10 protein-coding genes and 1 pseudogene are annotated in these 12,827 nt (G+C 62.7%); 7 read left to right on the top strand and 4 right to left on the bottom strand.

Features of this window, described 5'->3' with window-relative positions; genetic code table 11:
* Nucleotides 1-13 precede the first annotated feature (13 nt).
* Together AC0ZZU_RS21160 and AC0ZZU_RS21155 are read right to left on the bottom strand one after the other, a co-directional pair.
* Nucleotides 14-778, bottom strand: coding sequence for a methyl-accepting chemotaxis protein (locus AC0ZZU_RS21160; protein WP_476343287.1), 765 nt, complete (start codon nt 776-778; stop codon nt 14-16).
* A 93-nt stretch (nt 779-871) separates the two neighbouring features.
* Nucleotides 872-1,744, bottom strand: a pseudogene (locus tag AC0ZZU_RS21155) (HAMP domain-containing protein); the annotation flags it as partial.
* A 223-nt stretch (nt 1,745-1,967) separates the two neighbouring features.
* On the opposite strand from AC0ZZU_RS21155, the gene AC0ZZU_RS21150 reads away from it, so the two are divergent.
* A complete protein-coding gene (locus AC0ZZU_RS21150) occupies nt 1,968-3,437 on the top strand; it encodes a helicase HerA-like domain-containing protein (RefSeq protein ID WP_476343240.1) in 1,470 nt (489 codons plus the stop codon).
* Between the two features lie 83 nt (nt 3,438-3,520).
* Here the strand turns inward: AC0ZZU_RS21150 and AC0ZZU_RS21145 are convergent, their stop codons facing one another.
* Together AC0ZZU_RS21145 and AC0ZZU_RS21140 are read right to left on the bottom strand one after the other, a co-directional pair.
* On the bottom strand, nt 3,521-4,993 hold the full coding sequence (locus AC0ZZU_RS21145; RefSeq protein WP_476343239.1) for an inorganic phosphate transporter: 1,473 nt from the start codon (nt 4,991-4,993) through the stop codon (nt 3,521-3,523).
* A 318-nt stretch (nt 4,994-5,311) separates the two neighbouring features.
* Nucleotides 5,312-5,512 (bottom strand): hypothetical protein, encoded by a 201-nt coding sequence (locus AC0ZZU_RS21140; protein WP_476343238.1) that lies wholly within the window; start codon nt 5,510-5,512, stop codon nt 5,312-5,314.
* A gap of 523 nt (nt 5,513-6,035) precedes the next feature.
* Here AC0ZZU_RS21140 and pcaR point away from each other — a divergent pair.
* The 6 genes from pcaR to AC0ZZU_RS21110 all read left to right on the top strand — a co-directional run bounded on the left by pcaR (nt 6,036) and on the right by AC0ZZU_RS21110 (nt 12,823).
* Nucleotides 6,036-6,911 (top strand): pca regulon transcriptional regulator PcaR, encoded by an 876-nt coding sequence (gene pcaR, locus AC0ZZU_RS21135; RefSeq protein WP_476343237.1) that lies wholly within the window; start codon nt 6,036-6,038, stop codon nt 6,909-6,911.
* 141 nt (nt 6,912-7,052) lie between these two features.
* Nucleotides 7,053-8,399 (top strand): 4-hydroxybenzoate transporter PcaK, encoded by a 1,347-nt coding sequence (gene pcaK / locus AC0ZZU_RS21130; RefSeq protein ID WP_476343236.1) that lies wholly within the window; start codon nt 7,053-7,055, stop codon nt 8,397-8,399.
* 144 nt (nt 8,400-8,543) lie between these two features.
* Nucleotides 8,544-9,404 (top strand): CoA transferase subunit A, encoded by an 861-nt coding sequence (locus AC0ZZU_RS21125; protein ID WP_476343235.1) that lies wholly within the window; start codon nt 8,544-8,546, stop codon nt 9,402-9,404.
* A complete protein-coding gene (locus AC0ZZU_RS21120; protein WP_476343234.1) occupies nt 9,401-10,180 on the top strand; it encodes a CoA-transferase subunit beta in 780 nt (259 codons plus the stop codon). The genes AC0ZZU_RS21125 and AC0ZZU_RS21120 overlap by 4 nt, the downstream gene beginning before the upstream one ends.
* Nucleotides 10,177-11,382: a 3-oxoadipyl-CoA thiolase gene (gene pcaF / locus AC0ZZU_RS21115; RefSeq protein WP_476343233.1), complete on the top strand. Its 1,206-nt coding sequence runs from the start codon at nt 10,177-10,179 to the stop codon at nt 11,380-11,382. The genes AC0ZZU_RS21120 and pcaF overlap by 4 nt, the downstream gene beginning before the upstream one ends.
* 151 nt (nt 11,383-11,533) lie before the next feature.
* Nucleotides 11,534-12,823, top strand: coding sequence for an MFS family transporter (locus AC0ZZU_RS21110; RefSeq protein WP_476343232.1), 1,290 nt, complete (start codon nt 11,534-11,536; stop codon nt 12,821-12,823).
* Nucleotides 12,824-12,827 lie beyond the last annotated feature (4 nt).

Here is a 12,827-nt window from a genome sequence, read left to right as displayed (position 1 = left end):
ACCGCCTGAGGACTCAGATCCGGAAGCTGCCCACCAGATGCTTCAGGCGCATCGCCTGCTGTTCGAGGTCGTTGCAGGCACGCAAGGTCGATTGCAGGTTCTCGACGCCTTCCTGGTTGAGCATGTTGATTTCGTTGATGTCCATGTTGATCGACTCGACCACGGCCGTCTGCTCTTCGGTCGCGGTGGCCACCGACTGGTTCATGCCATCGATCTCGCCGATGCGCTGGGTCACGCTGTCCAGGCGCTCACCGGCCTGGTTGGCGATCGATACGCTGTCCTGGCTGTGGCGCTGGCTCTGGTCCATGGTCTCGACGGAATCGCGGGCTCCGACCTGCAGCTCCTCGATCATGTTCTGCACCTGTTGAGCCGACTCCTGGGTACGGTGGGCTAGGTTGCGCACTTCGTCAGCCACTACCGCGAAGCCACGGCCTGCCTCACCGGCGCGTGCGGCCTCGATGGCTGCGTTGAGCGCCAGCAGGTTGGTCTGCTGCGAGATGCTGGTGATCACCTCGAGGATCTGGCCGATGTTCACGGTCTTGCTGTTGAGCGTTTCGATATGCGCGCTGGAGGTGCAGATCAGGTCCGACAGACGGTTCATTGCCTGGATGTTGCGCTCGACCACCTGCTGGCCTTCCTCGGCCAGATGACGAGCAGAGCTGGCCTGCTGCGAGGCCTGCGCCGCGTTGTGGGCGATTTCCTGGGCCGCGGCGCCAAGCTCGTTGATCGCGGCGGCAACGCTGTTTGTGCGGTTCGCTTGTTCGTCCGAGTTGGTCATGGACGAGTTGGAGGCGCTGATTACCCGCAGGGCAACTTCGTTGACCTGCTCGGTAGCCGAGGACACTTCGCGAATCGAGCCATGGATGCGCTCGACAAAGCGGTTGAAAGCATTGCCCAAGGTGCCGAACTCGTCATGGTTGTGGATTTTCAGGCGCTTGGTCAGGTCTCCTTCACCCTCGGCGATGTCTTCCATGGCGCGGGTCATGGTGTGCAGCGGCTGCAGCAGCATATTGATGAGCAGGCCGAGCAGGGCGATGATGATCACTACGGCGACCAGCGTGGCGATGACCGCCGAGGCGCGAAAATCACTGAGCATCGAGAAGGACTTGTCCTTGTCCACCGACACGCCGATGTACCAGTTGGCGGACGGCAGCCCTTTTACCGGGGTGAAGGTCAGCAGGCGAGTCACGCCGTCCTGCTCGACTTCCGTCAGGTCGCGGGAAAGTTTGGGCGTGTTCTGAGGGAAGACGTCCGACATGGATTTCATCACCAGGGCCTTGTCCGGATGGACGAGGATCTTGCCCTGATCGTTGACCAGGAAGGCATAGCCCAGGCCGCCGAAATTCAGCGAGTTGATGATTTCCACCAGGCCGTCCAGCGCCAGGTCGCCACCGACCACGCCGACAGTGCGCGCGGCATTGCTGAGAATGCCGATCACCATCTTGTTGGTGGTCATGTCGAGGTAGGGTTCGGTCAGCATCGCACCGTTGGCGTTCATGCCGTCCTTGTACCAGGGCCGCACGCGTGGATCGTAGCCATCGGGCATCTTCGAATCGGGACGCACGATGAAACTGCCGTCGACGCCGCCCAGGTAGACGGTCAGGAAACTTGACGTCAGCGCACTCTGGCCCATGAGGGTGCCAGCATTCGCCGGATATTGGGCGATGTTCTGCGCGAGGTTTTCAACCAACTTGATGCGCCCGTCGAACAGGTTGCGGATGTTGGTGGAAGTGGACTCACCCATTTCCTGCAGATAACTCTCCAGGTCGTCGCGAATCGCATTACGCTGCAAGTAATCGTTGTAGAGGGTAAACAGGCTGAAGGCGAGGATCACGATGAGTGATGCGGCCAGCAAGATCTTGTGGCTGAAACGAAGGTTTTTGTTCATGGCGTGTCGGGTCCGCTGAGTATCACTTTGGTGGATATCGGCCATGCGGGGACAAAGCTTGAGCAGAGGATGGAAAAACATGTCTGATTCTTCGCAAATCGTTCTAGGCGGCGATCCCACGGGGCAGGCCGTCAGTCAGGCCACGCGCCTGGCCAACCGTCACGGCCTGGTGGCTGGGGCGACGGGCACCGGGAAGACCGTCACCCTGCAACACCTGGCCGAGGTTTTCAGCGATGCCGGTGTCGCCGTGTTCGCTGCTGATGTGAAGGGTGACCTTTGCGGGTTGGGGGCAGCGGGCACGCCCGAGGGCAAGGTCGCCGAACGTATCGCCGGCATGCCCTGGCTGGGGCATCGGCCACGGGCCTATCCGGTCAGCTTGTGGGATATCGACGGCAAGACGGGGCACCCGCTGCGAACCACGATCAGTGAAATGGGCCCGCTGCTCCTGGGCAACCTGCTGGAGCTTACCGACAGCCAGCAGGCAGCGTTGTATGCCGCCTTCAAGGTGGCTGACCGCGAGGGCCTGTTGCTGCTCGACCTCAAGGACCTCAAGGCGCTGCTCGTTCATCTGAAGGACAACCCCCAGGCGCTGGGCGAGGACAGCGCGTTGATGACCAGTGCCTCGACCCAGGCGCTGCTGCGGCGCCTGGCGACGCTGGAGCAGCAAGGCGCCGAGGCGCTGTTCGGTGAGCCGGCGCTGCAACTCGAAGACCTGTTGCGTCCCGACCCGGACGGCCGGGGGCGCATCCACCTGCTCGATGCCAGCCGGCTGGTGCATGAAGCGCCAAAGGTCTATGCGACTTTCCTGCTCTGGATGCTGGCTGAGCTGTTCGAGCAATTGCCCGAGCGGGGCGATGCCGACAAGCCGGTGCTGGCGCTGTTTTTCGACGAGGCGCACCTGCTGTTCAACGGTACGCCGAGGGCGCTGCAGGATCGCCTTGAGCAAGTGGTGCGGTTGATCCGTTCCAAGGGCGTGGGTGTGTTCTTCGTGACCCAGTCGCCCGGAGACCTGCCCGATGCGGTGCTGGCGCAATTGGGTCTGCGCATCCAGCACGGGCTGCGCGCGTTCACCGCCAAAGAACAGAAATCGCTCAGGGCGGTGGCCGATGGATTCCGGCCCAATCCCGCATTCGACGCGCTGTCGGTGCTCACTGAACTGGGGATTGGCGAAGCGCTGGTGGGCACCTTGCAGGACAAGGGCACGCCGGCGATGGTCCAGCGCGTGCTGATCGCGCCCCCGCAGTCGCGCATCGGGCCGCTTGCGGCGGCCGAGCGCAGCGCCCTGGTCAGCGCATCGCCGCTGCTGGGGCGTTATGACAAGCCGATCGACCGCGAGTCGGCGTATGAGATGCTCAACGCCCGCAAGGGTGAGCCCGTGCCTGCGCAGGCACCAGGAGCCAAAGAAGACAGTTTCGCCGACAAGGCCGGGGAGTTCCTGCAGAGCGCGGCGGGGCAGGCGATCAAGTCCGCGGTGCGCCAGGCCGCGAATCAGTTTGGTCGGCAGCTGGTGCGGGGGTTGATGGGGTCATTGCTGGGCAAGCGTAAATAGGAAAATTGCTGCGCTCGGTGCGTTTGCTGCCGCAAACAGAAAAAGGCGCCCGAAGGCGCCTTTTTCAAGTCAGCCAGTTACCATCAGCTGATGGCCTTGGACGCCAGCCAGAACAGCGCGGCCGCCAGGCCCACCGTCGCTGGCAGGGTCAGTACCCAGGCCAGCAGGATGGTCTTGACGGTGCCACCTTGCAGGCCACTGCGGTTGGCAACCATGGTCCCGGCAACGCCCGAGGACAGCACATGCGTGGTCGAGACCGGCAGGCTGAAGACGTTGGCAAGACCAATGGCGCAGGCGGCGGTGATCTGCGCCGACATGCCCTGGGCATAGGTCATGCCCTGCTTGCCGATCTTCTCGCCGATGGTCAGCACCACGCGCTTCCAGCCCACCATGGTGCCCAGGCCCAAGGCCAGTGCAACCGCGAGGATTACCCAGAACGGGGCGTACTCGGTGGTGGCGGTCAGGTCCTTGCGCAGCTTGTCGAGGTCGGCCTTTTCACGGGCATCCAGGCTCGGCAGCTTGCCGACCTTCTTGGCCGTGTCATCCAGGCAGAGCAGGTAGCGGCGTACTTCCACACGCTTTTCCGAAGGGAGCGAGTGGTAGTCGGCAACGCCCTTGAGCGAGCTCTGCAGGGCCTTGATGGTCGGCTCGGTCTGCTGCGGGTTGCAGCTGAACTGCTCGGGCAGGTCGCCCGGGGCTGCCTTGCCCAGCGCGAGGAACTCGCCCAGGGTGTCCTGGTTGCGCTGGTAGAACTGGCTCAGGTGCAGGGTCGCGTCGCGGGTACGCTCGATCTGGTAGGTCGTGCTGTTCAGGTCGAGTACGAACTGCGCCGGCACGATACCGATCAGCACGAGCATGATCAGGCCGATGCCTTTCTGACCGTCGTTGGACCCGTGCACGAAGCTCACGGCCATTGCCGAGATCACCAGTACGAGGCGGTTCCAGAAGGGCGGGTGCTTCTTGTCGTCGAGCTTGCGACGCTGTTCTGGCGTCTTGTGCATCTTCGACAGCGGCCGCCACCACTTCAGGCTCAGCAGCACCAGGGCCGCGACGGCAAAGCCGGCCATGGGCGAGAGGACCAGCGACATGCCGATGTCGATCGCCTTCTGCCAGTTGACCCCGTCACCCAATGGAATGTCGTTGATCATGGCGTTGGCCAGGCCCACACCGAGGATCGAGCCGATCAGGGTATGGGAGCTGGAGGCCGGGATACCGAAGTACCAGGTGCCCAGGTTCCAGGTGATGGCCGCGGCCAGCAGCGAGAAGACCATAGCCAGCCCGTGGCCGGTGTTCACATTGATCAGCAGCTCGACCGGCAGCAGGTGAACGATGGCATAGGCCACGCCCACACCGCCCAGCAGCACGCCGAGGAAGTTGAACACGCCGGAGAAGAACACGGCCAGGTGGGGCGGCATGGCTTTGGTATAGATGACTGTGGCAACCGCGTTGGCAGTGTCATGAAAGCCATTGATGAACTCGAAGGCGAGCACGAAGGTCAGGGCAAGCAGCAAGCTCACCACTACCCAGGCATCAAGTCCGCTGAATAAATCGATCATGAAGGTTTATCTGAGCCGCTCAAAGGGGGCGCGATTATGCCAGAAAACCATGAGAATCGATGCACCCGCGGCTGACTGGTTGGTCCGCTTTTCGAGACCGGCCATGGCAGCCTTGGACAACTCCCAGGCGAACAACATCGCTTAAAGGTAGCGAAAAGCCTGGAAAATTAGCGAGTTAGGCAGGTGCGAATCAGTCTCTGCGGTTTGAAACGGTCGTATGAAATTTGTGATATTCCATTTCATGAAGGTCGACGCAACACCCACCCGGCCCACCTTGAGGCGTGCAGGCTCCAGAGCGGCAGTCATGATTGGGAAGGGTCAGGGCTGCTCGGCACGCAGTTCCTTCTCGATCTTTTCCAGTTCCTGGGCAAAGGCCTGATCGCGCACGGATGCGCGTTTGCGCCATGGTTTGCGCTCTGGTTCAGGCTGAGCGGCATAAGTGGTGACTTCCCCACCGTAAACTTCCTTGTAACGTTGTTCCTGACGCTCGAGTTCGGCGCGCAGTTCGTCTTTCGTCACAGTATTAACCCGACTGATTAAAGTTGACCCTGGCCTCGACGTGCAGTGAATGCACGCGGCTACGCCACCAGGGCGACATGGCTGTCGCAGCAACAGTATGTTTGGAGTGCAGCACACTCGGACTTCACGGCCACGCCGAAGGCGAAGGCGGCCCGGCTGTATCCGGGGCTTGATCTTTGATCGGCTGGCGAATTTCATTATAGCTGGCAAGTTTGCCTTGGCTATGCAAAGAGCGTTTTATCGACGAGGCTAAAGCAAGTTGCGATGTAAAACGACGCAAGCTTGGGACGATAATGCGATTTTGAGTCAAACCGTATAGGAAAGTTCTGAAGCTTGCGTAGGAAATGAAAACGGCCTTGCGCGTGGCAAGGCCGTGCCTGGGACTTCTCGTGGGTACCTGACCAGTCTCTCCAAGAAGCCACATGGTGGCAGGCGAAAGGTATAAGCAATCTGAGCATTGGTCAATTGCGATTATCGGCCGTTGGTTCGATAATCGCACAAGTGACTGACTTCGAGGTAAGCCATGAGTGACGAAACACAGCCCAAGGGCCCTGCAGCAAACACGTTGGAACGCAGTGGATTCGCGGGCCTGGCACCGCCGATCGTAGCTTCGCCGGCCAAACGCATCCAGGCTTTTACCGGTGATCCGGACTTCATGACCTCGCTCGCCCGAGGCCTGGCGGTGATCCAGGCGTTCCAGGAGCGCAAGCGTCACCTGACCATCGCGCAGATCAGCCACCGTACCGAGATTCCCCGGGCGGCGGTGCGCCGATGCCTGCATACCCTGATGAAGCTCGGCTATGCCACCACCGACGGCCGGACCTATTCGCTGCTGCCCAAGGTGCTGACCCTCGGCCATGCCTACCTGTCGTCCACCCCGCTGGCGGTTTCGGCGCAGCCGTACCTGGACCGTATCAGTGATCAGTTGCACGAAGCGGCCAACATGGCGACGCTCGAAGGCGACGACATTCTATATATCGCCCGCTCGGCAACGGTCGAGCGGCTGATCTCGGTCGATCTTTCGGTAGGTGGGCGTTTGCCCGCCTACTGCACCTCGATGGGCCGTATTCTCCTGGCGGCGCTGGACGATGCCACGCTCAAGGAATACCTCGAGCGCGCCGACATGAAGCCACGCACCAGCCGTACCCTGCACGACCCACAGGCGCTGCTGGCCTGCCTGCAGCAGGTGCGTGAGCAGGGTTGGTGCGTGGTCGATCAGGAGCTGGAGCAAGGTCTGCGGTCCATTGCCGTGCCGGTATACGACGCCTCTGGGCAGGTACTGGCGGCGCTGAACGTCAGCACTCACGTCGGCCGGGTCGCCCGCTCCGACCTTGAGCAACGCTTCTTGCCCATCATGCTCGCGGCCAGCCGCGACCTCTGCACCCAGCTTTTCGCCTGACCGAGTGCTTTCCTGTTCGATAAACGCACAGTGTTGCGTTTGTCGAATTGCGCCGTTATCCAGTGCTCTTTACTGTCCTCGCAGCGGCCGGCTCGACCCGGCCGACAACAACAACACGCGAAAGACTTTCGGATAACAACAATGAACAGTCCGCAATCTGCTGTCGGAACCTGCCTGGACGTACAGTCCTTCATCAACGAACAACCACTGTCGCGCTATCAATGGCGAGTGGTGCTGCTGTGCTTTCTGATTGTCTTCCTCGATGGACTGGATACCGCCGCCATGGGCTTTATCGCCCCGGCATTGGCCCAGGATTGGGGTATCGACCGGGCCAGCCTCGGCCCAGTGATGAGCGCCGCGCTGATCGGCATGGTGTTTGGGGCCCTGGGCTCTGGCCCCCTGGCCGACCGTTTCGGGCGCAAGGGCGTGCTGGTCGGCGCCGTGCTGCTGTTCGGCGGTTTCAGCCTGGCTTCGGCTTACGCCACCACGGTCGACGAGTTGCTGGTGCTGCGCTTTCTCACCGGGCTTGGCCTGGGCGCTGGCATGCCCAACGCCACGACGTTGCTGTCCGAATACACCCCTGAACGCCACAAGTCGCTGCTGGTGACCAGCATGTTCTGCGGCTTCAACCTTGGGATGGCCGGGGGTGGCTTCATCTCGGCCAAGCTGATTCCGGCCTATGGCTGGCACAGCCTGCTGTTGATCGGCGGGATTCTACCGTTGCTGCTGGTGTTCGTGCTGGCCGCCTGGCTGCCTGAGTCGGCGCGTTATCTGGTGGTGCGCAACCGTGGCACCGACAAGGTACGCAAGACACTGTCCCCGATTGCTCCGGCGCTGGTGGCCCAGGCGTCCGGCTTCAGCGTGCCGGAACAGAAGGCCGTGGCGGGACGCAACGTGTTCGCGGTGATTTTCTCCGGCACTTATGGACTGGGCACGCTGCTGCTTTGGCTGACCTACTTCATGGGGCTGGTGATCGTCTACCTGCTGACGAGCTGGCTGCCGACCTTGATGCGCGACAGTGGCGCGAGCATGGAGCAGGCGGCGTTCATTGGTGCGCTGTTCCAGTTCGGTGGTGTGCTCAGCGCGGTGGGAGTAGGCTGGGCCATGGACCGGTACAACCCGCACAAGGTCATCGGCATTTTCTATCTGCTGGCTGGGGTCTTTGCCTACGCGGTAGGGCAGAGCCTGGGCAATATCACAGTGCTGGCAACCTTGGTGCTGATCGCCGGGATGTGCGTGAACGGCGCGCAATCGGCCATGCCCTCGCTGGCGGCGCGCTTCTACCCGACACAAGGGCGGGCGACCGGGGTGTCATGGATGCTTGGCATCGGACGGTTCGGCGCGATCCTCGGCGCCTGGATCGGCGCGACGCTGCTGGGTCTTGGCTGGAACTTCGAACAGGTCCTTACCGCGCTCGTGGTGCCGGCGGCGCTGGCGACGGTGGGAGTAATCATCAAGGGGTTGGTAAGCCATTCGGATGCGACTTGACATCGCGATGACGCACTAAGATTTGTTCGATAATCGCACCAATAGTCGATTATCGGATTGTGCGACACCCCTCTGGATCCTTAATCTGAACCCAACGCGGCATTACCCGCACCGACCACGGCTCAGCCCGACCAGGAGTCCGCAATGGCAGCAATCCTCTCGCTTCACGACGCTGTGAAGCAGTTCATCCAGGATGGCGACAGCGTCGCCCTCGAAGGTTTCACTCACCTGATTCCGACCGCCGCTGGCCATGAGATCATCCGCCAGGGCAAGAAAGACCTGACCCTGGTCCGCATGACGCCTGATCTGATCTACGACCAGCTGATCGGTGCCGGTTGCGCGCGCAAACTGATCTTCTCCTGGGGCGGCAACCCTGGCGTGGGCTCTCTGCACCGTCTGCGCGACGCGGTCGAAAAACAATGGCCGCAAGCCATGGAGATCGAAGAACACAGCCACGCCGATCTTGCCAATGCCTACGTCGCTGGCGCCTCAGGCCTGCCGTTCGCCGTGTTGCGCGCCTACGCCGGTTCAGACTTGCCCAAGGTCAACCCCCTGATCAAGAGCGTTACCTGCCCGTTCACCGGAGAAGTCCTCGCTGCCGTGCCGTCTGTACGCCCGGACGTTACCGTGATCCACGCCCAGAAGGCCGACCGCAAGGGCAATGTGCTGCTCTGGGGCATTCTTGGCGTGCAGAAGGAAGCGGCCCTGGCGGCCAAGCGCTGCATCGTCACCGTCGAAGAAATCGTCGACGACCTCAAGGCGCCGATGAACGCCTGCGTGCTGCCGAGCTGGGCGTTGAGCGCAGTGTGCCTGGTGCCTGGCGGTGCGCATCCGTCCTATGCCCATGGGTACTACGAGCGGGACAACCGCTTCTATCAGGCCTGGGACCCGATCGCCCGCGATCGCGCATCCTTTACCGCCTGGATCGACACCTACATCCGCGGCACCGCCGACTTCAATGAATTCAAGGCCAAGCTGGCCAACGCTGCGGAGGCCGCACAATGACCTACTCCACCAATGAAATGATGACCGTCGCCGCGGCCCGTCGCCTGCGTAATGGCGCCGTGTGCTTCGTCGGCATCGGCCTGCCGTCCAAGGCTGCCAACCTGGCCCGCCTGACGTCATCCCCTGACGTGGTGCTGATCTACGAATCCGGGCCGATCGGCGCCAAGCCGACCGTGCTGCCCCTGTCTATCGGTGACGGTGAACTGGCCGAGACCGCCGACACCGTGGTGCCCACCGGCGAGATCTTCCGCTACTGGCTGCAGGGCGGGCGCATCGACGTAGGTTTCCTTGGCGCCGCCCAGGTCGACCGTTTCGGCAACATCAACACCACGGTGGTTGGCGACTACAACAACCCCAAAGTGCGTTTGCCCGGCGCCGGGGGAGCGCCCGAGATCGCCGGCTCCGCCAAGCAAGTGCTGATCATCCTCAAGCAATCCTCGCGGGCGTTTGTCGACAAGCTGGACTTCATCACCTCGGTCGGCCACGGCGAGGGCGGCGACTCGCGCAAGCGCCTGGGCCTCCCGGGTGAAGGGCCGGTCGGCATCATCACCGACCTGTGCATCATGGAACCCGAAGCCGGTACCCACGAGTTCGTGGTCACCGCCATTCATCCAGGCGTGACCCGTGAACAGATCATCGCTGCAACCGGCTGGGCGATCCGCTTCGCCGACGCGGTCGAGACCAGCGCCGAGCCGACCGAGCGCGAGCTCAGCGCGTTGCGTGACCTCGAGGCGCGCACTGCCGCCGCCCATGGCCAGGCTCCAGGAGAAGCATGATGCGTGACGTATTCATCTGCGACGCCATTCGCACCCCGATCGGCCGCTTCGGCGGCGCCTTGGCCAGCGTGCGTGCCGACGACCTGGCGGCTGTGCCGCTCAAGGCGTTGATCGAGCGCAACCCGACGGTGCAGTGGGACCAGCTCGACGAGGTGTTCTTCGGCTGCGCGAACCAGGCGGGTGAGGATAACCGCAACGTCGCACGCATGGCCTTGCTGCTGGCGGGCCTGCCGGAAAGCGTACCGGGCGTGACCCTCAACCGGCTGTGCGCTTCGGGCATGGATGCGGTCGGCACCGCGTTTCGCGCCATCGCCAGCGGCGAGATGGAGCTGGCGATTGCCGGGGGCGTCGAGTCGATGTCGCGTGCGCCGTTTGTCATGGGCAAGGCCGAGAGCGGCTACTCGCGCAACATGAAGCTGGAAGACACGACCATCGGCTGGCGCTTCATCAATCCCTTGATGAAGTCCCAGTACGGGGTCGATGCCATGCCGCAGACCGCCGACAACGTCGCCGATGACTACCGGGTGTCACGCGCCGATCAGGACGCGTTCGCCCTGCGCAGCCAGCAGCTTGCGGCCAAGGCACAGGCAGCGGGTTTTTTCGCCGAGGAGATCGTCCCGGTACGCATCGCCCACAAGAAGGGCGAGACCGTGGTCGAGCATGACGAGCACCCACGTGCCGACACCACTCTCGAGGCCCTGGCCCGGCTCAAGCCGGTCAATGGCCCGGACAAGACGGTTACCGCCGGCAATGCCTCGGGCGTCAACGACGGCGCCGCGGCGCTGATCCTTGCCTCTGCCGAGGCGGTGGAGCGCCACGGCCTGACCCCTCGCGCCCGCGTGCTGGGCATGGCCAGTGCTGGCGTGGCACCGAGGGTGATGGGCATTGGGCCCGTGCCTGCGGTCCGCAAGCTGACCGAACGTCTGGGTGTGGCGGTCAGCGACTTCGACGTGATCGAACTCAACGAAGCGTTTGCCAGCCAGGGCCTGGCCGTGCTGCGCGAGCTGGGGCTGGCCGATGATGCGCCGCAGGTAAATCCCAATGGTGGTGCGATTGCCTTGGGGCATCCACTGGGGATGAGTGGCGCACGTTTGGTGCTGACGGCCTTGCATCAGCTGGAGAAGAGTGGCGGGCGCAAAGGGCTGGCGACCATGTGCGTTGGGGTAGGGCAGGGGTTGGCGCTGGCTATCGAGCGGGTTTGATGGTCGGGTAGATCGGTGTTGCGCCCTTCGCGGGCAAGCCCACTCCTGCAGGAGCGGACTTGCCCGCGAAGGGCGTCGACCTATGCCTCGCGGAACGACAGTGTTACTGGGTATGTCTAGACCCACAGTACCCTTCCAGGAGTAAACCCCCATGACTTCCACCTACTACACTGGCGAAGAGCGCAGCAAGCGCATCTTTGCGATCGTCGGTGCTTCCTCGGGCAACCTCGTGGAGTGGTTCGACTTCTACGTCTATGCCTTCTGCGCCATCTATTTCGCCCCTGCGTTCTTCCCCTCCGACGACCCAACCGTACAATTGCTAAACACCGCCGGGGTATTCGCCGCAGGGTTCCTGATGCGTCCTATTGGCGGCTGGCTATTCGGCCGCGTGGCAGACCGCCATGGCCGCAAGAACTCGATGATGATCTCGGTGCTGATGATGTGCGCCGGTTCCCTGGTCATCGCCTGCCTGCCCACCTACGACAGCATCGGCGCCTGGGCACCGGCACTGCTGCTGGCAGCGCGGCTGTTCCAGGGCCTGTCGGTGGGCGGCGAGTACGGCACCACGGCCACTTACATGAGCGAGGTAGCGTTGCGCGGGCAGCGAGGCTTCTTCGCCTCGTTCCAGTACGTCACGCTCATCGGCGGCCAGTTGCTGGCGGTGCTGGTGGTAGTGATCCTGCAACAGGTGCTGAGCGAAGACGAACTGCGTGCCTGGGGCTGGCGCATCCCCTTCGTGGTCGGCGCCGTCGCGGCCGTGATCTCGCTTTTCCTTCGCCGTTCGCTGGAAGAGACCAGCAGCGCCGAGACGCGTCAGGACAAGGATGCCGGGTCCATCAGCGGACTGTTCCGTAACCACTCCGCGGCCTTTATCACCGTGCTGGGCTATACGGCCGGTGGTTCGCTGATCTTCTATACCTTCACGACCTACATGCAGAAGTACCTGGTGAACACCGCCGGCATGAGCACCAAGAGTGCCAGTTTCGTGATGACCGGCGCCCTGTTTGTCTACATGTGCATGCAGCCGCTGTTCGGCATGCTCTCCGACCGCATTGGCCGGCGTAACTCTATGCTGCTGTTTGGCGCCCTGGGTACGCTGTTCACCGTTCCGCTGCTGATGGCGCTGAAGACCGTCAGCAGCCCGTTCATGGCGTTTGTGCTGATCACCCTGGCGCTGTGCATCGTCAGCTTCTACACCTCGATCAGCGGTTTGGTGAAGGCCGAGATGTTCCCGCCACAGGTACGCGCCCTTGGCGTAGGCCTGGCCTACGCGGTGGCGAACGCGATGTTCGGCGGCTCGGCGGAATATGTTGCCCTGGGCTTGAAAACCCTCGGAATGGAGAACACCTTCTACTGGTACGTGACAGCCATGATGGCGATCGCCTTCCTGTTCAGTCTGCGCTTGCCGAAACAGGCGGCGTACCTGCACAACGACCACTAAGGAC

Source organism: Pseudomonas sp. JE3303, assembly GCF_056312565.1.
The sequence above is the reverse complement of the archived record's forward strand: the minus strand, read 5'-3'. Positions and strand labels throughout refer to the sequence as shown.

Bases quoted from the DNA above. Each gene is read 5' to 3' on its own strand.
- AC0ZZU_RS21145 (WP_476343239.1), bottom strand. From the start codon at position 4,993: ATGATCGATTTATTCAGCGGACTTGATGCCTGGGTAGTGGTGAGCTTG.
- pcaR (WP_476343237.1), top strand. From the start codon at position 6,036: ATGAGTGACGAAACACAGCCCAAGGGCCCTGCAGCAAACACGTTGGAA.
- pcaF (WP_476343233.1), top strand. From the start codon at position 10,177: ATGATGCGTGACGTATTCATCTGCGACGCCATTCGCACCCCGATCGGC.
- AC0ZZU_RS21120 (WP_476343234.1), top strand. From the start codon at position 9,401: ATGACCTACTCCACCAATGAAATGATGACCGTCGCCGCGGCCCGTCGC.
- AC0ZZU_RS21125 (WP_476343235.1), top strand. From the start codon at position 8,544: ATGGCAGCAATCCTCTCGCTTCACGACGCTGTGAAGCAGTTCATCCAG.
- pcaK (WP_476343236.1), top strand. From the start codon at position 7,053: ATGAACAGTCCGCAATCTGCTGTCGGAACCTGCCTGGACGTACAGTCC.
- AC0ZZU_RS21110 (WP_476343232.1), top strand. From the start codon at position 11,534: ATGACTTCCACCTACTACACTGGCGAAGAGCGCAGCAAGCGCATCTTT.
- AC0ZZU_RS21160 (WP_476343287.1), bottom strand. From the start codon at position 778: ATGACCAACTCGGACGAACAAGCGAACCGCACAAACAGCGTTGCCGCC.
- AC0ZZU_RS21150 (WP_476343240.1), top strand. From the start codon at position 1,968: ATGTCTGATTCTTCGCAAATCGTTCTAGGCGGCGATCCCACGGGGCAG.